We start from the raw sequence: 21330 nt of genomic DNA on the forward strand, positions 1-21330 counted from the left end.
TTCGCGTCGTTCCCATCGCCGCTGCAGGGGGGAACGACGCGACGCAGACCGAGCCGGAAAGAGTCGCATGCAGCCCGTCCTCGAAATGCGGGGGATCTCCAAGTCGTTCCCCGGCGTCAAGGCCCTCAGCGACGTCAACCTCACCGTCGCGCCCGCCGAGATTCATGCCCTTGTCGGCGAGAACGGCGCCGGCAAGTCGACGCTCATGAAGGTGCTGAGCGGCGTCTATCCGCACGGCTCCTATGAGGGCGAGATCGTCTACGAGGGCCGCCCGGGCCACTTCCGGGACATCTCCGACAGCGAGCGCTTGGGGATCGTGATCATCCACCAGGAACTCGCGCTGGTGCCGTTCCTGTCGATCGCCGAGAACATCTTCCTCGGCAACGAGCCGGCCCGCTTCAGCATCATCGACCAGGATCGCGTCTACACCCGATCCCGTGAGGTGATGGCCATCGTGGGGCTCGACGAGAACCCCGATACGCTGGTGACGCATCTGGGCGTCGGCAAGCAGCAACTCGTGGAGATCGCCAAGGCGCTGTCCAAGAAGGTCAAGCTGCTTATTCTCGACGAGCCGACCGCGAGTCTGAGCGAGACCGACAGCGAGGCGCTGCTGCAGCTGCTCCTGCGCTTCAAGGATCAGGGCATCGCGTCGATCTTGATCTCGCACAAGCTCAACGAGATCTCGAAGGTCGCCGACCGGATCACCGTCCTGCGCGACGGCACCACCGTCGAGACACTCGATTGCCGGAGCGAGGCGGTGGACGAGGACCGCATCATCCGCGGCATGGTCGGTCGCACGATGGCGAACCGCTATCCGGTGCGTGAGCCGAAGATCGGCGACGTTCTGATGGAGGTCCGGGACTGGACGGCCCACCACCCGATCCATCCCGACCGGACAATGGTGCGCGGGGTCAACCTGACCGTACGCCGGGGCGAGATCGTCGGGATCGCCGGCCTGATGGGCTCGGGCCGGACCGAGCTCGCCATGAGCCTCTTCGGGCGCTCCTACGGGCAGGGCATCAGTGGTACCGTGCGGATCGACGGCGCGGACGTCGACGTCTCGACGATCGAGAAGGCGATCGCCGCGGGGATCGCCTACGTCACCGAGGACCGCAAGCAGCTTGGTCTCGTCCTGGGCGAAGACATCGCCAAGAACACCACGCTGGCCAACCTGCCGGGCGTATCCAAGGCCACGGTGATCGATGAGGACGCGGAGCACCGGGTCGCCAGCGGCTACCGGAGCAAGATGCGGATCCGCTCCTTCGGCGTGGCGCAGCAGACGGTGAACCTGTCGGGCGGCAATCAGCAGAAGGTCGTGCTGAGCAAGTGGCTGTTCACCCAGCCCAAGGTGCTGATTCTGGACGAGCCGACGCGCGGCATCGATGTCGGCGCCAAGTACGAAATCTACAGCATCATCAATGAGCTGGCCGACGAGGGCCGGGGCGTGCTGGTGATCTCGTCCGAGATGCCCGAGCTGCTCGGCCTGTGCGACCGGATCTACGTGATGAACGAGGGGCGCTTCGTGGGTGAATTCCAGCGCGAGGAGGCCAGCCAGGAGGCGATCATGCGCGCGATCATGCGCTCCAAGGACCTGAACGGATGACCGATATCCCCGTGAGCAAGCCCATGATCCCGGCCACAGAAGGACGTTCCGCCTCCATGTCTGCCAATGCGTCCCGTGTTCAGCGGGGCTTTCTGTCGATGGCGCAGCTGCGCGACTACGGGCTGGTCTTCGCGCTCGCGGTCATCACCCTGTTCTTCGAGTACACGACCGGCGGCGTGCTGTTCCAGCCGCTGAACCTCACCAATCTCATCCTGCAGAACAGCTATGTCGTGGTGATGGCGCTGGGGATGCTCCTCATCATCGTGGCGGGCCATATCGACCTGTCGATCGGCTCGGTGGTCGGCCTTGTCGGCGCGCTCGCGGCCATGTTGATGGTCCGGTTCGGCTTCGATCCGCTCACTGCGACGATCATATGCCTGGCCGTGGGCGCCGCCATCGGAGGCCTGCAGGGCTACTTCGTGGCCTATCTCGGCATCCCGAGCTTCATCGTGACGCTGGCCGGCATGCTGGTGTTTCGCGGCATGACGCTGGCCCTTCTGCAGGGCGCTTCGATTGGCCCGTTCCCGGAGGTATTCCAGCTCCTCTCCAAGGGATTCCTCACCAATTTCGCCGGCCCCTGGACAGCGCTGCTGATCGCGGTCGCCCTATCGCTGATCCTGGTCAGCCTGAACTGGCGCCGCCGCGTGGCGCGGGTCCGCAACGGCGGGGAGGCGGATTCCTGGGCCTCCTTCATCTTCCGGAACGGCGTGACCACCATCGTGATCCTCGCCTTCGCCTACCAGATGAGTGCCTATCGCGGCCTGCCGAACGTGCTGCTCGTGATGTTCGTGCTGGTGATGCTCTACCGCTTCGCCACGACGCGGACCACGATCGGGCGGCGGATCTACGCGCTCGGCGGCAACCTCAAGGCGGCGCGGCTCTCCGGTATCAAGACCGAGCGGCTCACCTTCCTGACCTTCGCCAATATGGGCGCGCTGGCGGGCCTCGCCGGGATGATCTTCGCCGCCCGGCTCAACACCGCGACTCCAAAGGCGGGCGTGGGCTTCGAACTCGACGTGATCGCGGCCTGCTTCATCGGCGGCGCCTCGGCCTCCGGCGGCATCGGCAAGGTCTCGGGCGTGGTGATCGGCGCCTTCATCATCGGGGTGATGAACAACGGCATGTCGATTATGGGCATCGGCGTTGACTACCAGCAGGTGATCAAGGGGATCGTGCTGCTCGCCGCCGTCTGTCTCGACGTCTACAACAAGAACAAGGCCTGATCGGGCGGGCGCCGGCACGGTCGGCGCCGCTCGAACGATGATTCCGGGATTCCAAAGGGCTCAGCCTCTTGGCGGGTGCTCAGAGCAGAGCCCTAAGCTATTCTGCAGGGCTCTGCCCTGGACCCGCGAAATTCTCGACCTTTCGAAACCATACTCAGGTCTTGCGCGCCACCGTGAACCGGGCGGCGTCCCGCAGGATGCGGGCCTTCTCGCCCCAGGAACCGACCGCGTCCTCGCAGACGCCGACGAGGCGGTCGCATTCGGCCCGCGCGCCGTCGATGCCGAGGCGGTCGACCAGCGTCGCCTTGCCGGCGTCCTTGTCCTTGCCGGTGGCCTTGCCCATCGCCTCGGGGGACGCCTCGCGGTCGAGGATGTCGTCGGCGATCTGGAAGGCCTGCCCGAGGGCGAGGCCGTAGCGCACCAGGGCCGCGCGCTGGCCCTCGTCGGCACCGCCCACGATCGCGCCGGCCTCCACCGAGAAGGCCAGGATCGCGCCGGTCTTCATCGCCTGCATCCGCAGGGTGTCGTCCACGTCCATGTTGGCCGCGCCGAACCGGCCCTCGGCGGTCAGGTCGAGGAGCTGGCCGCCCACCATGCCGCCGAGGCCCGAGGCCCGGGCGAGACCGAGCACGAGGTCGGCCCGGATCCGCGCATCCGGCTGCCAGGTCGGGTCGGCCACGATCTCGAAGGCCAGGGTCTGAAGTGAGTCGCCGACCAGGATCGCGGTGGCCTCGTCGTAGGCCTTGTGAACCGTCGGCTTGCCGCGGCGCATATCGTCGTCGTCCATGGCGGGCAGGTCGTCGTGGACGAGGCTGTAGCAATGCACCAGCTCGATCCCGGCGCCGGCCGCCAACGCCGCCGCTTCGGAACCGCCGAGCATCCGGGCGGTCTCGATCGCGAGGAACGGGCGCAGGCGCTTGCCGCCGCCCAAAACCGCGTGGCGCATCGCCGCCATCAGGCGGGGCGGCCGGGCGATCTCACCGGGGCCGACCTCCGGGCCGAGGCGCTCCACCAGGAAGGTCTCGACCGTCCCGGCGACCTCAGTCAACCTGTGGGTAAACTCGACGGCTTGCGTGCCAGCCTTGACCGAACCGGTCGGGGCCTGCGTTGAGGATGTCGGGGTCATCGGGCGCTACGTCCGGTCCTGGCCTTGCGAAAACCAATCGAGTGTCAGTTGTACGGGAACGAAATCGCGGTGAGCGGGGTGGGCAGCATGGCGGGGGCGGCGGAACGCAATCTTCCGCGCGCCCGCCCGCGGCGCTCCCGCCGGGTCCGGCAGATCGTGGGGACGCTGCTGCTGCTCCCCGCCATCGGTTTCGTCCTCGTGCTGGGTCTGGCGCTCGTCTATAGCGCGGTGATGCCGCCGTCGACCCTGATGCTGGGTCGGTGGTTGACGCTTCAGCCGGTCAGCCGCGATCCGGTTCCACTGTCCGGCATCGCCCCGGCCCTGGTGCTGGCTGTGATCGCCTCCGAAGATCAGCGTTTCTGCCTCGATCACGGCGTCGATGTCTCGGCAATCCGCGATGTGGTGGAGGACGAGGATTCGCCGAGCCGCGGCGCCTCCACCATCGCGATGCAGACGGTGAAGAACGTCTTCCTCTGGCCCGGCCGCTCCTACATCCGCAAGGCGGTCGAGATCCCGCTGGCGTTTGCCCTCGACACCCTTTGGGGCAAGCGGCGCATGATGGAGATTTATTTGAATGTTGCCGAGTGGGGCGACGGGATCTACGGCGCCCAGGCTGCGAGCCGGCACTGGTTCGGCAAGGATGCGAGTCGCCTGAGCCGAGGCGAGGCCGCGCTTCTGGCCGCCGTCCTGCCGAACCCGATCCTGCGCAGCGCCGGACGTCCCTCCCCCGGCGTGCGCCGCCGCGCCGCGCGGATCCAGGCCATGATGGGTCAGGTGGAGGGACTTACGGGCTGCCTGCGGCGATGACCTGTCCCGGGCTCGAAGGACGCGCGCTGTCTCGCTTGATCGCGGCGAGCATGCGCCGCCGGATGAGACCGCTCACCGGGCGGACTAGTGCATCGATCCAGACGGGGGCGTCAGCCGAGTCTGGAAAAATTGATACAAAACCAAAGAACTCGTGCTCACTCGCATGAACGAGGTGAATGCGTCAGAGCACTAGGAGGAGCCAATAGGGCTTGAACGAGAGACGTGCGGGGCGACCGGGAATTCGGTGGCCCGGCTCGGACCGGCACGGCAAACGTCGTCTCAACCCGAGAAACGAAACGCCGGTTGCTGGAAGAACCGCGACGGAAACAACGGCCGGCGGCGGTAGCAGCCGCCGAAACCGGTCTGTAAGACATGCGCCAGAACCGAAGCCAGAGCCGACACCCATGAGCGACGCCGTCTACGACCTGACCCTGGAGCGCATCGCCTTGCTCCGCCGCATGGTCGTAGCCTGGGGCGGCGCCGAGCCGGGCGCGCCGACCATTCATCCGGATGCCCCCTACGGCAGCCTCGACCGGGACGGCGACATCGCCAACGTCACCGGCGACGACGAGGGGGCCGCGGATGAGCATCGCGCGCTGGAAAAGGGGCTGGCGGTGTTCGTCCAGAACGCGCAGCTGAAGCCCGGCCGCTACCAGTATCACAACGGTCTGGCGAAGCTCGACCACGGTACGGTCGGCGATGTCTTCCGGGATGCGCAGACGGGCGAGACGCCGGAGCACATCACCTTCGCGGTGACCGCCGAGCACCTCGCACTGATCCCGCATCTCGCCTTCGACTGGGATCCGGCGGGGGACGTACCGCGGGTGGATCCGGCCCGGCCCTATGGTGTCGGAGACACCTACACCGCCGCCATGGGCCGCCATCTCGCGGCGGTACCGGAGGTGGCGGCCAACGACGACGAGGACGCGGAGAGGCATCAGGTCCGGCTCCACCGTGAGATGCAGCCGGCCCTCCAGATTTTTTTGCGGTATGCCGATCTCGGGCCGGGCGACTTCCAGTGCGCGGGATCACCCGCGGTCTGGAAGCCGGCCTGACGCCTCAGCCTTCGCGCTTCTTGCGCTGCGCCAGGGTCCGCAACCGCAGCGCGTTGAGCTTGATGAAGCCCGCCGCGTCGCGGTGGTCGTAAGCCACGGCGCCTTCCTCGAAGGTCACGAGATCCTGGTCGTAGAGCGAGTGCGGGCTCTCGCGGCCGATCACGTGGATGCCGCCCTTGTAGAGCTTCAGCCGCACCGTGCCGGTGACCTTCTCCTGGCTCCGGTCGATCAACGCCTGGATCATCTCGCGCTCCGGCGAGAACCAGAAGCCGTTGTAGATCAACTCCGCGTATTGCGGCATGAGCTGATCCTTGAGGTGCGCGGCGCCGCGATCGAGGGTGATCGACTCGATGGCCCGGTGGGCGGGCAGCAGGATCGAGCCGCCCGGCGTCTCGTACATGCCGCGGCTCTTCATGCCGACGAAGCGGTTCTCCACGAGATCGAGCCGGCCGATGCCGTTGGCGTGGCCCAGCTCGTTCAGCTTCGCCAGCAGGTTCGCGGGGGACAGCGCCTCGCCGTCGATCGAAACCGCGTCGCCCCGCTCGAACCCGATCGTGATGACCGTCGGCTGGTCGGGCGCCTCCTCGGGAGAGAGGGTGCGCGAGTAGACGTAATCCGGCACCTCGACCGCTGGATCCTCCAGCACCTTGCCTTCGGATGAGGCATGCAGGAGGTTGGCGTCCACCGAGAACGGACTCTCGCCGCGCTTGTCCTTGGCGATCGGGATCTGGTGCTGCTCGGCGAAGGCGATGAGCTGCTCCCGGGAGCGCAGGTCCCACTCGCGCCAGGGTGCGATCACCGTCACGTCCGGCTTCAGGGCGTAGTAGCCGAGCTCGAACCGGACCTGATCGTTGCCCTTGCCGGTGGCGCCGTGGCAGACCGCATCGGCCCCGACGCGCTCGGCGATCTCGATCTGCTTCTTGGCAATCAGCGGCCGGGCGATCGAGGTGCCGAGAAGATAGACGCCCTCGTAGACGGCGTTGGCTCGGAACATCGGGAAGACGTAGTCGCGGACGAATTCCTCGCGCAGGTCCTCGATGTAGATATTCTCGGGCTTGATGCCGAGCAGCTCGGCCTTGCGCCGGGCCGGCTCCAGCTCCTCGCCCTGGCCGAGATCGGCCGTAAAGGTCACGACCTCGCAGCCGTAGGTGGTCTGCAGCCACTTCAGGATGATCGATGTGTCGAGCCCCCCGGAATAGGCCAGCACGACCTTCTTCACGGGGCTCTTCGCGGGAACGGACATGCGGCTTCCGGAACTGGGAGAGGGCTTGTGCCGCTTATCGCGGGTGGGATTGGCCTGCAACCGGCGTGCCGCTTGGCGCGTAGCCTTTGCCGAAGGATCGGCCGCGTTTCGCCTCACGGCGGCCTTGCGGCCGTGGAAAAACGGCGCGGGCGTTGCCTGTGATCACCGCCGCGAAAGTGCATTCGGAGAAGCGAAGTCTATGGCGCGCCAGCCGATTCTGGAGTTCTGGTACGAATTCGCCTCGACCTACTCGTATCTCGCGGCGATGCGCGTCGAGGCGGCGGCCGCGGAGGCCGATGTGGCGATCCGGTGGCGGCCGTTCCTGGTCGGGCCGCTCTTTGCCTCCCAGGGCTGGACCACCTCGCCGTTCAATCTCTACGCGGCCAAGGGCAAGAACATGTGGCGTGACGTGGAGCGCGAGGCCGCGCGCCTCGGCCTGCCGCCGCTGACGAAGCCCGCGCAATTCCCACAGAACAGCCTGAGCGCCGTGCGCGTCGCCGTGCTCGGCCAGGATCAGGACTGGCTGGTGCCCTTCTCGAAGGCGGTGTTCACCGCGAGTTTCGCCGAGGGCCGTTCCATCGCGGAGCCTGTGGCAGTCGCCGAGATCCTCGACACGCTCGGCCTCGACGGCACCCAGACCGTGCGCGCCGCCGCCGCGGAGGCCAACAAGACCAAGCTCCGCGTCAACGTCGAGGAGGCGCGTTCGCGCGGCATCTACGGGGCGCCGACCTTCCTGGTCGACGACGGTGAGCTGTTCTGGGGCAACGACCGGCTGGAGCAGGCCCTGGCCTGGGCGGCGGGTGACCGGCCGAAGGGCTTACGGTAGGCCGCGTATTCACGCGGTTCGGCCATCAAACCGACGCGAGCCCCTGGTTTCGCTCAGGCCTGCCCCGGCAAGGTCCGGGCGGACCCGTGATGCCCTGGACGAACCCCATGCCGGTCTCCCGACGTCTTTTCATCGCAGCCGCTGGTGCCGCGCTGGGTTCCGGTCTCGGCCATGCGGCCGCGCAATCCTATGGGCAGCGCGTCGCCGTCACCGGCGACGACGGACGGGCGGTCGCCAACACGATCCTGCCCGGCGAGATCACCGGCCAGATTTCTGCCCTGCGCGGCGTCACCTATGTCGGACCGCGCGAGGCCGGGACCACGCTCTACGAGTTCTACGATTTCAACTGCCCGTATTGCCGGAAGGCCGCCGCCGACATGGTGGCGCTGCACGGCAGCGACGGCGAATTGCGGATCGGGCTTGTCCACAATCCGATTCTGTCGCCGCAATCGGCGCAGGCCGCCAAGGTGATGCTGGCGGTCCAGCGCAGGCTGGGTTCGGAGGCCGCCTGGGGCTTCTATCGGACGCTGCTGGGCAAGCCCGGCCGCATCGACGGGCCGGGTGCGCTGACGGCCGCGGCTGCCCTTGGGATCCCGCAGGCGGAAGTCGAGGAGATTGCCGACAGCGAGGAGGTGCGCATGGCGCTCAAGAGCCAGATGCGCATGGCCGCTGATCTCGGGCTCTATGCCACGCCCTCCTACGTACTCGGAAACAGCGGCATCCTCGGTCATCCGGGCGCCCGTGCCCTGGCGAAGATGATCGCCAGCATGCGGCGCTGCGACCGGCTGGCCTGCTGAGACGGGGCCTGCGTCACACTTCTGCCGTCCTCACGCGCTGCGAGACGCGCCTGCCGTGTTGCGCGCGGCCATGCTGGCATGCTAGGCGGTCGCCGCGCCGCGAGGATGGTTCTCGACCCTGTCCGCTGCCGGCGCGATCCCACGTCCCGAACGGTCACGCACCGCGCTCCTGCCGGAGCGCGCGGAGCGGGCGGGCAACCAGAGAAGAGAGCGACGGGTGGCGCAGAACGGTTCCGAGGCTGGTCCCCTGGTCGCAGGCGTGGCGGGCCGGTACGCTTCCGCCCTGTTCGAACTCGCGCGCGACGAGCGCCAGGTCGACGCGGTCGCCGAGTCCCTCAATCGCTTTGACACGCTGCTGAAGGAGAGCGCGGATCTCCGTCGCCTCGTCCGCAGCCCGGTCTTCAGCGCCGAGGAGCAGGCGGGCGCCATCGTCGCCGTGCTCGATAAGGCCGGGATCGGCGGGCTCGCCGGAAACTTCATCCGGCTGGCGGCGTCGAACCGCAGGCTCTTCGCGCTGCCCGATATGATCGCCGCGTTCCGTGCCCTGGTGCAGGATTCGAAGGGCATCGTCCGCGCCGAGGTGCGGGTGGCCGAAAAGCCGTCCGACACCGTGATCGAGGAGATCAAAGCGTCCCTGCGCGACATCGCCAAGGCCGAGGTCGATGTCGACCTCGTGGTCGATCCGAGCCTGATCGGCGGCCTCATCGTGAAGATGGGCTCGCGCATGGTCGACGCCTCGCTCAGGACCAAGCTCAACGGTATCCGCCTCGCGATGCGGGCTGCGCCGTAAGCGCCCCCATCCGACCCGAACACTCATAGACGCTTTAGCGACAGAGGCCCGAGTATGGACATCCGCGCCGCCGAGATCTCCGCGATCCTGAAAGAGCAGATCAAGAACTTCGGTGAGGAGGCCGAGGTGTCCGAGGTCGGACAGGTCCTGTCCGTCGGCGACGGCATCGCCCGCGCCTACGGTCTCGACAACGTCCAGGCCGGCGAGATGGTCGAGTTCGAGTCGGGCGTCCGGGGCATGGCCCTGAACCTCGAGCAGGACAACGTCGGCATCGTGATCTTCGGCTCCGACCGCGAGATCAAGGAAGGCCAGACCGTCAAGCGCACCGGCGCCATCGTGGACGTGCCGGTCGGCAAGGGACTGCTCGGCCGCGTGGTCGACGGTCTCGGCAACCCGATCGACGGCAAGGGCCCGATCCAGTCCACCGAGCGTCGCCGGGTCGACGTGAAGGCCCCGGGCATCATTCCGCGCAAGTCGGTGCATGAGCCGATGGCCACGGGCCTGAAGGCGATCGACGCCCTGATCCCGGTCGGCCGCGGCCAGCGCGAGCTGATCATCGGCGACCGTCAGACCGGCAAGACCGCCATCGCCCTCGACACGATCCTCAACCAGAAGCCGGGCCACGCCGCAGGCGGCGACGAGAAGGCGAAGCTCTTCTGCATCTACGTCGCCATCGGCCAGAAGCGCTCGACGGTCGCCCAGTTCGTGAAGGTTCTGGAAGATCAGGGTGCGATGGAATACTCCATCGTCATCGCGGCCACCGCCTCGGACGCCGCGCCGATGCAGTTCATCGCGCCGTTCGCCGGCTGCGCCATGGGCGAGTACTTCCGCGACAACGGCATGCACGCGGTGATCGTGTATGACGATCTGTCCAAGCAGGCCGTGGCCTACCGCCAGATGTCGCTGCTGCTGCGCCGCCCGCCGGGCCGCGAGGCTTACCCGGGCGACGTGTTCTACCTCCACAGCCGCCTGCTGGAGCGCGCCGCCAAGATGGGCGACGCCGCCGGCAACGGCTCGCTGACCGCGCTCCCGGTCATCGAGACCCAGGCCAACGACGTCTCGGCCTACATCCCGACCAACGTGATCTCGATCACCGACGGCCAGATCTTCCTCGAGACCGACCTGTTCTACCAGGGTATCCGCCCGGCGGTGAACGTCGGCCTCTCGGTCTCGCGGGTGGGCTCCTCGGCCCAGACGAAGGCGATGAAGAAGGTCGCCGGCAAGATCAAGGGCGAGCTGGCGCAGTACCGCGAGATGGCGGCCTTCGCGCAGTTCGGCTCCGATCTCGACGCCTCGACCCAGCAGCTCCTAAACCGCGGCTCGCGGCTCACCGAGCTCCTGAAGCAGCCGCAATTCTCGCCGCTGAAGATGGAAGAGCAGGTTGCGGTGATCTACGCGGGCGTCAACGGCTACCTGGACAAGCTTCCGGTCGCCAAGATCCGCCCCTTCGAGGACAGCTTGCTGAGCACGCTGCGCACGAAGCATAAGGATCTGCTGGACGCCATCGCCACCTCCAAGGACCTGTCGGACGAGAACGCCGGCAAGCTGAAGAGCGTGGTCGAGGGTGTGGTCAAGTCGATCGCCTGATGTGAGGCCCCTCCCCTCGGGGAGGGATCTTGGGCGGTGCATGGGGCTTCGACCGCCTGCACCGCCCGAACTTCCGGCTCCTTCCCGCTGAGGGAAGGAGAGGCCCATAGAACGGACCTGGACCTCACCCGATGGCGAGTTTGAAGGACCTGCGCAACCGCATCACCTCGGTGAAGGCGACGCAGAAGATCACCAAGGCCATGCAGATGGTCGCCGCCGCCAAGCTGCGCCGGGCGCAGATGGCTGCCGAGGCCGGCCGTCCCTTCGCCGAGAAGATGTCTCAGGTGCTGGGCAACCTCGCGGGCAATCTGGTCGGCGGCGTCGGCGCCCCGAAGCTGCTCTCCGGCACCGGTGCCGAGCAGGTCCACCTCTTGGTCGTCTGCACCGGCGACCGCGGCCTGTGCGGTGCGTTCAATTCCTCGATCGTCCGCTTGGCGGTCCGGGAACACATCCTGAAGCTCACGGCGGCGGGCAAGACCGTCAAGATCATGACGGTCGGCAAGAAGGGCAACGACCAGTTGCGGCGCCTGTACCGCGATCAGATCGTCGAGAGCATGGATATCCGCGGCAACCGCCCGGTCGATTACGAGTTCGCGGCCGAGATCGCCAACAAGATCCTGACGCGCTTCGAGGCCGGTGAGTTCGACGTCGCGACGCTGTTCTATTCCGAGTTCCGGTCTGTCATCTCCCAGATCCCGACCGCGCAGCGCCTGATCCCGGCGGAGCTGCCCGCGGCCGACACCCCCGCGAAGGCCACCATCGGCAACGCCGCTCTGGAATTCGAGCCCTCCGAAGAAGCGATCCTGGAGACGCTGCTGCCGAAGAATCTGACGGTGCAGATCTACCGGGCGCTTTTGGAAAACGCCGCCTCCGAGCAGGGCGCGCGCATGAGCGCCATGGATTCGGCCACCCGCAACGCGGGCGAGATGATCAAGAAGCAGACGCTGATCTACAACCGCACGCGTCAGGCCATGATCACCAAAGAACTCATCGAGATCATCTCGGGTGCGGAAGCCCTCTAGGGCGCCGTTTCCCGACCGCACAGCTTGAAGGGTAGGTACACGATGGCGAACACCGCACTCCCCGGCGCCGGCTCCAGCAAGGTCGGCAAGATCATCCAGGTCATCGGCCCCGTGGTCGACGTCCAGTTCAGCGGCCACCTGCCCGAGATCCTGAACGCCCTGGAGACCAAGAACAACGGCGCCCGTCTCGTCCTCGAGGTGGCCCAGCAGCTTGGTGAGAGCACCGTCCGCTGCGTCGCGATGGACACGTCCGAGGGCCTGACCCGCGGCCAGGAATGCACCGATACCGGTGAGCCGATCAAGGTTCCGGTCGGCATGAACACGCTCGGCCGGATCATGAACGTCATCGGCGAGCCGATCGACGAGGCCGGTCCGGTCGTGACCGACACCTACCGCGCCATTCACCAGCCGGCCCCCTCCTACGCCGACCAGTCGACCGAGGCGCAAATTCTCGTCACCGGCATCAAGGTGGTTGACCTGCTCGCCCCCTACGCCAAGGGCGGCAAGATCGGCCTGTTCGGCGGCGCCGGCGTCGGCAAGACCGTGCTGATCATGGAGCTGATCAACAACATCGCCAAGGTGCACTCGGGCTACTCGGTGTTCGCCGGCGTGGGCGAGCGGACCCGTGAGGGCAACGATCTCTACCACGAGATGATCGAGTCCAAGGTGAACCTGGACCCGAAGGAGAATGGCGGCTCGGCCGAGGGTTCCAAGTGCGCCCTGGTGTACGGCCAGATGAACGAGTCGCCCGGCGCCCGCTCACGGGTGGCACTCACCGGCCTGACCATCGCGGAGCAGTTCCGTGACGACGGCCAGGACGTGCTGTTCTTCGTGGACAACATCTTCCGCTTCACGCAGGCGGGCTCCGAGGTGTCGGCGCTTCTCGGCCGCATCCCCTCGGCGGTGGGCTATCAGCCGACGCTGGCCACCGACATGGGCGCCCTGCAGGAGCGCATCACCACCACCAACAAGGGCTCGATCACCTCGGTGCAGGCCATCTACGTGCCGGCCGACGATCTGACCGACCCGGCGCCTGCCGCCTCCTTCGCCCACCTCGACGCCACGACCGTCCTGTCGCGCTCGATCGCCGAGAAGGGCATCTACCCGGCGGTGGATCCGCTGGACTCGACCTCGCGCATGCTCTCGCCCGCGATCCTGGGCGAGGAGCACTACGATGTGGCCCGCCGCGTCCAGCAGACCCTGCAGCGCTACAAGGCGCTTCAGGACATCATCGCGATCCTGGGCATGGATGAGCTGTCCGAGGAGGACAAGCTGACCGTGGCCCGCGCCCGCAAGATCGAGCGCTTCTTCTCGCAGCCCTTCTCGGTCGCCGAGGTGTTCACCGGCTCGCCGGGCGTGCAGGTGCCGCTAGAGGACACCATCAAGGGCTTCAAGGGCTTGGTGAACGGCGACTACGACGACCTGCCCGAGGCCGCCTTCTACATGGTCGGCACGATCGAGCAGGCTCACGAGAAGGCCAAGAAGCTGAAGGCGGCGTAAGTGCGGGCATCCCCTCCCCCTTGTGGGGAGGGGTTAGGGGTGGGGGTGGCACAGGATTGAGCGATCCGGTCCCTTCTGTACCACCCCCACCTCCAGCTCCTCCCCGCAAGGGGGAGGAGAGCATGTTGCGGATGCGGGAAAGCTTGAGGCCATGGCCACCTTCCACTTCGATTTCGTCGGCCCCGAGCGGACGCTGTATTCCGGCGAGGTGACCGCCGTTCAGCTGCCAGGCACCGAGGGCGAGATGACCGTAATGCCGGGCCACGCGCCCGTGCTGACCTCCCTGCGGGTCGGCGTGATCGTGGTCACCGAGAGTCAGGGCAGCGGCAAGCGGATCTACGTCCGCGGCGGCTTCGCCGATATCGGACCGACGGCGGTCACCGTGTTGGCCGAGCGCGCCGCGCCGATCGAGGAGCTGACCCAGGACTCGCTCGACCGCGACATCGAGGCCGTCGAGATCCAGCGCGACGCGACCGAGGATCTGCAGAAGCGCGAGGAGCTGAACGGGCAGATCGTCCAGCTCCGGGAGACCAAGGCGCTCCTGAAGCTCTGAGGCGCGACGCTCCCTTACGTGGCATCTGCATGTAGTTTTGGCTCAGTGCGCAACGTCGGATGGGGCGCCGAGCCATTGCCTTGATGCAGTAAATCTACAGCACGTGTGCGCTGGCCAGTGCGGCCTCCATCAATGCCGCTCTCGCATCCGCGCCGGACGGACATCCGCGTTCCAGCCACAGACGCCGGGCAGCTGCTAAAGCGCGGCCGATCGCTGGACCCGGTGAGATCCCGGCGGCGACCAGATCGGCCCCCGCAATCGGAAATGCTGGCGGTCCACCTTCCTCCCGCAAGGCTGTGAGCGCCTGGCGCCCCGCGTCGGTTACGTCGGGCCGTGGCTCGCCTGCGAGAACCGCCAGCGTCTCCGTCACGAGCGACAGGCCATGCTCGGCCGCGCAGGCCCGTGCCGCCGCAGCGTCGACCCAGGTTCGGCCGTGGAGGCCCGCCAGCGCGGCGGCATAGGCGGTGAGCTGGCCGTGCTCCGGATTCGAGAGCCGAAAACGCTCGCGCAGGCGATCCGCATCGTGTCGTGCGCCAACCGCCAGCGCCGCCAGCCGCATCACGGGCGACAAGCCGGCTTCGGCAGCGCGCTCAAGCCGTCCGAGCTCGCCGACACCACCGGTGATCCGCTGAAGCAGGCCGGTCCCGCTCAAGATCGATATCATCGGCGGGCCGCCGGTCGACGCCAGAAGTTTCAGGAATTCGTCGCGGATCCGTTCCCGCGAGAGCCGGCGCAGGCTGTCCCGCGCGGCCACGCAAGCGGTGAGCGCCGCCGCCTCAGGCGCCTCGCTGCCGAAGCGCGCATGGAAGCGGAAGAAGCGCAGGATCCGCAAGGCGTCTTCCCGGATCCGCGTCGCGGGATCGCCGATGAAGCGCACCCGCCCATCCTCCAGATCCGCCAACCCGCCGACCGTGTCGTGCAGCCGCCCGTCTCGGCCGAGGGACAGGGCGTTGATCGTGAAGTCGCGGCGTTCGGCGTCCCGGGCGAAATCGCTTCCGAACCGAACCACCGCATGGCGGCCGTCGGTCTCGACATCCTCGCGGAGCGTGGTGACTTCGAGCGGCCCATCTTCGGTGATCAGGGTAACGGTGCCGTGCTCGATCCCGGTCGGAACCGCCTTCAGGCCCGCTGCCCGCGCCCGCGCCATGACGATCTCCGGCCGCAGCGTGGTGGTCAGGTCGATGTCGGCGGCACCAATCCCGAGCAGGGCATCGCGGACGCAGCCGCCGACCAGCCGGGTCTCGGCGCCCGCCTCATCCAGGGCCGCGAGGGCCCGGCAGACGCCCGGGCGGTCGAGGAGTGCCACCAAGCCGCCGGAATTGAGAACCCGCTTCACCGGAAGACACCGGGGACCAGCCGCCCGTTCTCCATATGCGTCGGCACGTAGCCGCCGGCGTGGCGGTCCGAGAACAGGCCCTCGTAGACGAGCGTCGCGATCACGATGGTCAATCCGGCGAGCACGAGCCGAAAGAGGTGGGCATCCCAGTGGACGCGACGCAGCGGGTTGCGACCGGCGAGCACGAGGTAGACCAGAAACAGCGCGAAGGGGATGAGGAAGAGGCCGAACTCTTCGAGGACGCGTCGCAACATGATGGTTCATCCCTACCCGGCCGAGCGGTGGATCTGGTCCGGTTCCAGATCCGGATAGAGCCGCTCGCGGAGGTTGTTCAGGATCCCGGCGGTGACGCCCCAGATCAGCCGCTCACCGAAGGTCAAAGCGTAGAAGTAGCGGGTGCGGCCCTGCCAGGCGCGGGAGCGCAGACGGTAGTGCTCCCGGTCCATCAGTACTGGCAACGGCACCTCGAACAGGTCGGCCACCTCGGCGGGGTTGGGCCGAAACGTCGCCTCCGGCGCGACGAGGCCGATCACCGGCGTGACCAGGAAACCAGTCCCCGACAGGTAGGGATCGATATAGCCGACGAGACGCACTGCGGCGGGGTCGAGGCCGATCTCTTCCTCGGCCTCGCGCAGGGCCGCGGCGGCGGGACCGGGGTCGGACGGGTCGATCTTGCCGCCCGGAAGCGCGACCTGGCCGGAATGGTCGCGCAGGTTCGCTGCCCGTTGCGTCAGGATCAGGCTCGGCCCCTCCGGCCGAAACACCACGGGCACCAGAACGGCCGCCCGACGATGCGGCGGCGGCGGGATCACGGCCGAGCCGTCCGGATCGAGATTGTGGTCCCCGCGCGGGTTGGAGGTCGGATCGTCCGGCCCAGGCGGATGCGGCGACAGGCCGGCGGCCGCGCGCGCGAGGAACTCGGCGATGGCGTCGCTCACGCGGCGGCCGGCGCGATCGGATGGAACAGGCCGCCGGCCCAGAGCCCGAGCCAGGTCTCCCCGTCGAGGGTGCCCTCCTCGGCCAGTTCCACGAGGTCGTAGGTGAGCGCCCGGGAGACGAGCGCCCACAGACCGCCCCGAACGTGGAGATAGGGCTTCAGGGCCCCGTCCGCCGCCTCCTCGAAGCGCAGGGTGTGCTCGGAATCGACCGGGACGAGGTCGTCGACATTGGTCCGGAAGCTGATGCGCCGGTCCTTGCCGGACCCGTCCACCGCCATCTCGACCGCAACGAAGGGCGCGTCCTCGACGATGATGCCGACGCGTTCAACCGGCGTCACCAGGACGATGCGCCCATCCGGATCGCGCCGCAAAATGGTGGAGAAGAGCCGGACCAGCTTCGGCCGGCGGATCGGCGTGCCGTCGTGATACCACGTCCCATCCGCCGCGATGCGGATGTCGATGGCGCCGCAATACGGCGGGTTCCAGCGCTCCACCGGCGGCAGCCCCCGGCTCGGCAGGTCGCCGAGGGCGGCGCTGAGGCGGTTCAGGGTCGGGTCGGTCGAATCCTCGCTCATGCCCGCTACAGATAGCGTCCCGAGGGTCCGACAGCCATGGCGAGTACCGGACCGACCCAATGCGAATTTGGCCGTGCGGTCAGGGCCTCACGCGGGACCGGCACCCTGGGTGTTCACCGTCACGGCGTAGAGCGACTGGCTGGCCGCCATGAACAGGCGGTTTCGCTTCGGGCCGCCGAAGGTGATGTTGCCGCAGGACTCCGGCAGGCGGATCCGCCCGATCAGTTTGCCCGCCGGGTTCCAGACCGTGACACCGTTGTAGCCGACGGCCCGGCCCGCGTTGCTCGACGCCCAGACGTTTCCGTCGACATCGGTGCGCAAGCCATCCGGCCCGCATTTGATGCCGTCGATCACGCAATCCGCGAACAGGCGCCAATTCGAGAGCTTGCCGCCCTCCGCAACGTTGAAGGCGTAGATCTCGCCCTTGCCGCCGGGGCCGGTATCGCCGGGGCCCTTGCCGGTCGAGCAGACATAGAGGACGCTCTGGTCGGGGGAGAAGCACAGGCCATTCGGATCCGGCACCTGCTCGTCCGTGAGCACCCGGTCGATCCGTCCGGACGGGTCGATCCGGTAAACCGCGTTGGGGAGCTCCCGTCGGAAGGCCACGACCCCGGCCGGTTGGCCCAGGCGGGGGTTCAGATGGCCCTGCGGATTCGACGGCCCGCCCGCCTCGTCCGGCAGGCCCTCGTAGAGCTGGCCGCCATAGGGCGGATCGGTGAACCAGTACGACCCATCCGCATGCTGGACCACGTCGTTCGGTGAATTGAACGGCTTACCCTCGTATCGGTCGGCCAGCACCGTCGCCGAGCCGTCGAGCTCGTAGCGGACCACCCGGCGGGTGGCGTGCTCGCAGGAGAGCTGCCGGCCCTGCCGGTCGAAGCTGTTGCCGTTCGAATTGTTGCTGGGCGCGCGGAAGGTGGAGACGTGCCCGTCCTCCTCCAGCCAGCGCAGCTGACGGTCGTTGGGAATGTCGCTCCACACCAGGAACCGGCCGACCGCGTTCCAGGCCGGGCCCTCGGCCCAGAGCGCCCCGGTCCAGAGGCGGCGGATCGCGCTGTTGGGCACGATGTAGGCCGCGAAGGACGGATCGACCGCCAGCACGTCGGGATCGGTGAAGTAGGTGGTGGGAGCGGCACTGGGCCGGAAGTCGCGCGGCGGGTTCGTCACCGTGCTGGGCGGTACCGGCTCGGCAACAGCCAGGCCGACCGAGCCCAGCGTGAGGCCGAACCCGGCGAGGACCGAACGGCGCGAGGGCGGGGCAAACCCGCATGACGGCTCAGATTCGGATTGGTTTATGTCCACCTGACGCATGCGATCCCCCCGGCTCGCGTCCGCACGACAACTCTGCGCGAACTACGTCCGAACCTGGGACGACTATCCTGCCTCCGTCAATCGGGCCGGCGCCGCAGGATCTTCCAGACCCCGTCCGCGGAGGCCAGCAGCCGGCCTTCCGCGCGCAGGTCGCCGCGCATGAAAACGAGCGAGCCGGTCCGTTTGACCACCTGCGGGTGGATGCCGATCCAGTTGCCCAGGCGGCCGACATCGATGAACTTCATCTCGAGTTGGATCGTCACGCAATTGGCGCCGTCGGCCGCCCGCATGGCGGTCTCGCCGAGTGCGCGGTCGGCGAAGCTCATCAGCATGCCGCCATGGACCACGCCGATCAGGTTGGCGTGCTTCTGCTCCGCCCGGAACGCGTAAGCCCCATCGGAGGCGCGCCGGTGCACCGGGCCGACGAGCGCGATGAAGCCCGCGTCGGCGATGGGCGCCCAACTGGCGTCGGTCGGGTCGAAGGGATCGGTCTCGGTGATCATCGTGCCGTCCGTCTGTGCCGCGGCTTTGGAAACCGGCAAGGGCCGTCAGGTTCCCCGCGGCTTGACCCGGCGCGTCGGCGCCTCGGCCAGCGGATCCTCCGGCCAGGGGTGGCGGGGATAGCGCCCACGCATCTCGGCGCGCACCGCGGCCCAGGATCCGCGCCAGAAGCCCGGAAGGTCGCGGGTGATCTGGATCGGCCGTTGGGCTGGTGACAGCAAGTGCAGGACGAGTGGCCGTCCGCCGGCCCTGGGGTGCCGGTCGAGGCCGAACAGCTCCTGCACCCGCACCGACAGGGTGGGTTCGTCGGCGTCGTAATTGACCGCGATGCGCGATCCGGTCGGCACCGCCACATGCGTCGGAGCCTCCGTGTCGAGGCGGGCGCGCATTTCCCAGGGCAGCAGGCCCTGAAGGGCGCCGGTGAGGTCGTCGGCGGTGACCGAGGCCAGGGACGCGCGCCCGACCAGGGCGGGGGCGAGCCACGTCTCCGCGGTCTCGGCCAAAGCTGCGTCCGACAGGTCGGGCCACACGCCGCCCTCCGCGGCGTGCAGGAAGCGTATCCGGGCGCGCCACTGCGACAAGGCCGGCGTCCAGGGGAGCCGCTCGATCCCCAGCGCCACGATACCCCGGGCCAGGATCGTCGCGCTGGCGAGGTCGGCCGGGACTGGCAGCGGTTTGGCGCCGAGACTGATGGCGCCGAGCCGCCGCACCGCCCGGGCCCGGAGGGCGGCGGATTGGGGGTCGAAGGTGATCTCGGTGCGCGCTTCGATCCTGTCGGCGAACAGCGCCTCGATGGTCGTCGCCTCGATCGCCGCCGCGGCCAAAATGCGGGCGTTGCCGGCCGAACCCACGAGGTCGGCGACGACGCAATAGGGTTCCTGGGCGAGCGGGCTTGCCGGGTCGAGGCGGCCCGCCCGGCCGCTCGCCATCACGAACTCGCCGTCGCGGCCCCGCGCCCGCGCCACCCGGTCCGGATAGGCGAGCGCCAAAAGGTGGCCGGCCGTTGACGGGCCTGTATCCGGGCCGCCCCGCGCGATCCGCGCCCAGCCCTCGGCGAGCCGGCGCATGTCCGCGGCCCGGCCGCCCCGGTCGCGGCGGAACCGCTCGACCCGCGCGTCGAGATCAACCGTGTCGCCGCCCAGGCCGCGCTCGACCAGCACGGCTGCGAGGTCGGCGGCGGCCTGGGCCTTCCCGGACCGCGCCGCGACCGTCACCATCCGGGCCAGTCGCGGCGGGAGTGGCAGGGCGCGCAGGCGTGCGCCGGTTTCGGTGAGCCGTCCATCCGGATCGAGGGCGGCCAGCTCGGCCAGCAGGGTGCGAGCCTCGGCCAGCGCGGGAGCGGGCGGCGGGTCGAGGAAGGCGAGTGTCCGCGGGTCGGCGAGGCCCCAGGCGGCGCAATCGAGGAGCAGGCCTGCCAGATCGGCCGACAGGATCTCCGGCCGCGAGAACGGTTCGAGGGCGTTGGTGCCGGCCTCCGACCAGAGCCGCCAGCACAGGCCCGGCTCGGTGCGGCCGGCGCGGCCCCGCCGCTGATCCACGGAGGCCCGGGAGGCGCGCGCGGTCACGAGCCGCGTCAGGCCGAGGCCGGGCTCGTAGACCGGCACCCGGGCGAGCCCGGAATCGATCACGATCCGGACGCCTTCGATGGTCAGCGAGGTCTCGGCGATGCTGGTGGCCAGCACAACCTTGCGGGTCCCACGCGGCGCGGGGGCGACGGCCCGGTCCTGTTCGGCCGGCGGGAGGGCGCCGTAGAGCGGGGCCAGTACCACGCCGGGATCGACGCGCCCGGTCAGCAGGTCGGCGGTCCGGCGTATCTCCGCCTGTCCGGGCAGGAACACCAGCACCGAGCCCGGATCCGCCCGGAGGGCGCGCAGCGTGACCTCGGCCACGGCCTCCTCGATCCGCCGGTTCGGATCGCGCTCGACGTAGCGGGTCTCCACCGGGAAGGCGCGACCCTCCGACGTGACGACCGGGGCGTCGTTCATCAGCCGCGCGACCCGGGCGCCGTCGAGCGTCGCCGACATAACGAGGAGACGCAGATCCTCGCGCAGGCCGCCCTGTGCGTCCAGCGCCAGGGCGAGGCCGAGATCGGCGTCGAGGGAGCGCTCGTGGAACTCGTCGAACAGCACCGCGCCGATGCCGGACAGTTCCGGATCGTCGAGGATCATCCGCGTGAACACGCCCTCGGTCACCACTTCGATCCGGGTCCGGGCCGTGATCTTCGAGCCGAGCCGCACCCGCAGGCCGACCGTGCCGCCGACCGGCTCGCCCAGTGTCTGCGCCATGCGGGCCGCCGCGGCCCGGGCCGCGAGCCGGCGCGGCTCCAGCAGAATGATCTTACGGCCGTCGAGCCAGGGCGCGTCGAGCAGATCGAGCGGTACGCGCGTGGTCTTGCCGGCCCCCGGCGGCGCCACCAGTACGCCGGCGTTGCGTGCGGCGAGGGCTGCGCGCAGGGCGGGCAGCGCCGCCTCGATCGGCAATGCAGTCTGGAGATCGGGCATCGGTGCCGCTGATGACGCGGAGCGCCGCCGCGCGCA

Annotated in this window: 20 protein-coding genes; 11 read left to right on the forward strand and 9 right to left on the reverse strand. The window is 68.6% G+C overall.

Features of this window, described 5'->3' with window-relative positions; all coding sequences use genetic code 11:
* The first annotated feature begins 67 nt into the window (after window positions 1-67).
* Both mmsA and mmsB read left to right on the forward strand, forming a co-directional pair.
* A complete protein-coding gene (gene mmsA, locus OXS49_RS10820; protein WP_267424049.1) occupies window positions 68-1603 on the forward strand; it encodes a multiple monosaccharide ABC transporter ATP-binding protein in 1536 nt (511 codons plus the stop codon).
* 56 nt (window positions 1604-1659) lie between these two features.
* Window positions 1660-2826 carry a multiple monosaccharide ABC transporter permease gene (gene mmsB, locus OXS49_RS10825; RefSeq protein ID WP_267424051.1) on the forward strand — a complete coding sequence of 389 codons (1167 nt, stop codon included), beginning with the start codon at window positions 1660-1662 and terminating at the stop codon, window positions 2824-2826.
* Window positions 2827-2980: 154 nt separating this feature from the next.
* Here the strand turns inward: mmsB and OXS49_RS10830 are convergent, their stop codons facing one another.
* The gene (locus OXS49_RS10830) at window positions 2981-3952 is read right to left on the reverse strand and encodes a polyprenyl synthetase family protein (protein WP_267424053.1); all 972 of its coding nucleotides are present in this window, start codon (window positions 3950-3952) and stop codon (window positions 2981-2983) included.
* A 156-nt stretch (window positions 3953-4108) separates the two neighbouring features.
* Here OXS49_RS10830 and mtgA point away from each other — a divergent pair, with 156 nt between their 5' ends.
* Both mtgA and OXS49_RS10840 read left to right on the forward strand, forming a co-directional pair.
* Window positions 4109-4759, forward strand: a complete 651-nt coding sequence (mtgA, locus tag OXS49_RS10835; RefSeq protein WP_244000830.1) for a monofunctional biosynthetic peptidoglycan transglycosylase — start codon at window positions 4109-4111, stop codon at window positions 4757-4759.
* A gap of 404 nt (window positions 4760-5163) precedes the next feature.
* A complete protein-coding gene (locus OXS49_RS10840) occupies window positions 5164-5814 on the forward strand; it encodes a hypothetical protein (protein WP_267424055.1) in 651 nt (216 codons plus the stop codon).
* 4 nt (window positions 5815-5818) lie between these two features.
* On the opposite strand, the gene OXS49_RS10845 is transcribed toward OXS49_RS10840, so the two are convergent.
* Window positions 5819-7057 (reverse strand): argininosuccinate synthase, encoded by a 1239-nt coding sequence (locus tag OXS49_RS10845; RefSeq protein WP_244000771.1) that lies wholly within the window; start codon window positions 7055-7057, stop codon window positions 5819-5821.
* Between the two features lie 199 nt (window positions 7058-7256).
* Between OXS49_RS10845 and OXS49_RS10850 the strand changes: the two genes are divergently transcribed.
* The 7 genes from OXS49_RS10850 (at window position 7257) to OXS49_RS10880 (ending at window position 14132) form a co-directional block, all read left to right on the forward strand.
* Complete coding sequence (locus OXS49_RS10850) at window positions 7257-7883, forward strand: 2-hydroxychromene-2-carboxylate isomerase (RefSeq protein WP_267424057.1); 627 nt, start codon at window positions 7257-7259, stop codon at window positions 7881-7883.
* 107 nt (window positions 7884-7990) lie between these two features.
* Entirely contained in the window at window positions 7991-8680 is a 690-nt protein-coding gene (locus OXS49_RS10855; protein ID WP_267424109.1) for a DsbA family protein, read from the forward strand.
* 217 nt (window positions 8681-8897) lie between these two features.
* Entirely contained in the window at window positions 8898-9470 is a 573-nt protein-coding gene (locus tag OXS49_RS10860; RefSeq protein WP_267424059.1) for a F0F1 ATP synthase subunit delta, read from the forward strand.
* Window positions 9471-9524: 54 nt separating this feature from the next.
* Window positions 9525-11057: a F0F1 ATP synthase subunit alpha gene (gene atpA / locus OXS49_RS10865; protein ID WP_243916995.1), complete on the forward strand. Its 1533-nt coding sequence runs from the start codon at window positions 9525-9527 to the stop codon at window positions 11055-11057.
* 131 nt (window positions 11058-11188) lie between these two features.
* Window positions 11189-12079: a F0F1 ATP synthase subunit gamma gene (locus OXS49_RS10870; RefSeq protein ID WP_267424061.1), complete on the forward strand. Its 891-nt coding sequence runs from the start codon at window positions 11189-11191 to the stop codon at window positions 12077-12079.
* A gap of 42 nt (window positions 12080-12121) precedes the next feature.
* Window positions 12122-13579, forward strand: a complete 1458-nt coding sequence (gene atpD, locus OXS49_RS10875; protein ID WP_267424063.1) for a F0F1 ATP synthase subunit beta — start codon at window positions 12122-12124, stop codon at window positions 13577-13579.
* 151 nt (window positions 13580-13730) lie between these two features.
* Window positions 13731-14132, forward strand: a complete 402-nt coding sequence (locus tag OXS49_RS10880) for a F0F1 ATP synthase subunit epsilon (RefSeq protein WP_244000765.1) — start codon at window positions 13731-13733, stop codon at window positions 14130-14132.
* Between the two features lie 94 nt (window positions 14133-14226).
* Here OXS49_RS10880 and OXS49_RS10885 read toward each other — a convergent pair whose 3' ends face one another.
* The 7 genes from OXS49_RS10885 to hrpB form a co-directional block, all read right to left on the reverse strand.
* Window positions 14227-15468 carry a CCA tRNA nucleotidyltransferase gene (locus tag OXS49_RS10885; protein ID WP_267424066.1) on the reverse strand — a complete coding sequence of 414 codons (1242 nt, stop codon included), beginning with the start codon at window positions 15466-15468 and terminating at the stop codon, window positions 14227-14229.
* Window positions 15465-15722 carry a DUF6111 family protein gene (locus OXS49_RS10890; protein WP_244000761.1) on the reverse strand — a complete coding sequence of 86 codons (258 nt, stop codon included), beginning with the start codon at window positions 15720-15722 and terminating at the stop codon, window positions 15465-15467. Before OXS49_RS10890 ends, OXS49_RS10885 begins: the two co-directional genes overlap by 4 nt.
* Window positions 15723-15734: 12 nt before the next feature.
* Window positions 15735-16406 (reverse strand): CoA pyrophosphatase, encoded by a 672-nt coding sequence (locus OXS49_RS10895; protein WP_244000759.1) that lies wholly within the window; start codon window positions 16404-16406, stop codon window positions 15735-15737.
* Complete coding sequence (locus OXS49_RS10900) at window positions 16403-16981, reverse strand: DUF1285 domain-containing protein (protein WP_267424068.1); 579 nt, start codon at window positions 16979-16981, stop codon at window positions 16403-16405. The genes OXS49_RS10895 and OXS49_RS10900 overlap by 4 nt, the downstream gene beginning before the upstream one ends.
* An 87-nt stretch (window positions 16982-17068) precedes the next feature.
* Window positions 17069-18292, reverse strand: a complete 1224-nt coding sequence (locus OXS49_RS10905; RefSeq protein WP_267424070.1) for an SMP-30/gluconolactonase/LRE family protein — start codon at window positions 18290-18292, stop codon at window positions 17069-17071.
* 77 nt (window positions 18293-18369) lie between these two features.
* Entirely contained in the window at window positions 18370-18795 is a 426-nt protein-coding gene (locus tag OXS49_RS10910) for a PaaI family thioesterase (RefSeq protein ID WP_267424072.1), read from the reverse strand.
* Between the two features lie 45 nt (window positions 18796-18840).
* On the reverse strand, window positions 18841-21294 hold the full coding sequence (gene hrpB, locus OXS49_RS10915; RefSeq protein WP_267424074.1) for an ATP-dependent helicase HrpB: 2454 nt from the start codon (window positions 21292-21294) through the stop codon (window positions 18841-18843).
* Window positions 21295-21330: the final 36 nt, after the last annotated feature.

This window comes from Methylobacterium sp. GC_Met_2 (assembly GCF_026540795.1).
Lineage (GTDB): Bacteria > Pseudomonadota > Alphaproteobacteria > Rhizobiales > Beijerinckiaceae > Methylobacterium.

What these genes read in the sequence shown, in the direction of transcription:
- mmsA (WP_267424049.1), top strand. Translation starts at nt 68, where the DNA reads ATGCAGCCCGTCCTCGAAATGCGGGGGATCTCCAAGTCGTTCCCCGGC.
- mmsB (WP_267424051.1), top strand. Translation starts at nt 1,660, where the DNA reads ATGTCTGCCAATGCGTCCCGTGTTCAGCGGGGCTTTCTGTCGATGGCG.
- OXS49_RS10830 (WP_267424053.1), bottom strand. Translation starts at nt 3,952, where the DNA reads ATGACCCCGACATCCTCAACGCAGGCCCCGACCGGTTCGGTCAAGGCT.
- OXS49_RS10840 (WP_267424055.1), top strand. Translation starts at nt 5,164, where the DNA reads ATGAGCGACGCCGTCTACGACCTGACCCTGGAGCGCATCGCCTTGCTC.
- OXS49_RS10845 (WP_244000771.1), bottom strand. Translation starts at nt 7,057, where the DNA reads ATGTCCGTTCCCGCGAAGAGCCCCGTGAAGAAGGTCGTGCTGGCCTAT.
- OXS49_RS10850 (WP_267424057.1), top strand. Translation starts at nt 7,257, where the DNA reads ATGGCGCGCCAGCCGATTCTGGAGTTCTGGTACGAATTCGCCTCGACC.
- OXS49_RS10855 (WP_267424109.1), top strand. Translation starts at nt 7,991, where the DNA reads ATGCCGGTCTCCCGACGTCTTTTCATCGCAGCCGCTGGTGCCGCGCTG.
- atpA (WP_243916995.1), top strand. Translation starts at nt 9,525, where the DNA reads ATGGACATCCGCGCCGCCGAGATCTCCGCGATCCTGAAAGAGCAGATC.
- OXS49_RS10870 (WP_267424061.1), top strand. Translation starts at nt 11,189, where the DNA reads ATGGCGAGTTTGAAGGACCTGCGCAACCGCATCACCTCGGTGAAGGCG.
- atpD (WP_267424063.1), top strand. Translation starts at nt 12,122, where the DNA reads ATGGCGAACACCGCACTCCCCGGCGCCGGCTCCAGCAAGGTCGGCAAG.
- OXS49_RS10880 (WP_244000765.1), top strand. Translation starts at nt 13,731, where the DNA reads ATGGCCACCTTCCACTTCGATTTCGTCGGCCCCGAGCGGACGCTGTAT.
- OXS49_RS10890 (WP_244000761.1), bottom strand. Translation starts at nt 15,722, where the DNA reads ATGTTGCGACGCGTCCTCGAAGAGTTCGGCCTCTTCCTCATCCCCTTC.
- OXS49_RS10900 (WP_267424068.1), bottom strand. Translation starts at nt 16,981, where the DNA reads ATGAGCGAGGATTCGACCGACCCGACCCTGAACCGCCTCAGCGCCGCC.
- OXS49_RS10905 (WP_267424070.1), bottom strand. Translation starts at nt 18,292, where the DNA reads ATGCGTCAGGTGGACATAAACCAATCCGAATCTGAGCCGTCATGCGGG.
- OXS49_RS10910 (WP_267424072.1), bottom strand. Translation starts at nt 18,795, where the DNA reads ATGATCACCGAGACCGATCCCTTCGACCCGACCGACGCCAGTTGGGCG.
- hrpB (WP_267424074.1), bottom strand. Translation starts at nt 21,294, where the DNA reads ATGCCCGATCTCCAGACTGCATTGCCGATCGAGGCGGCGCTGCCCGCC.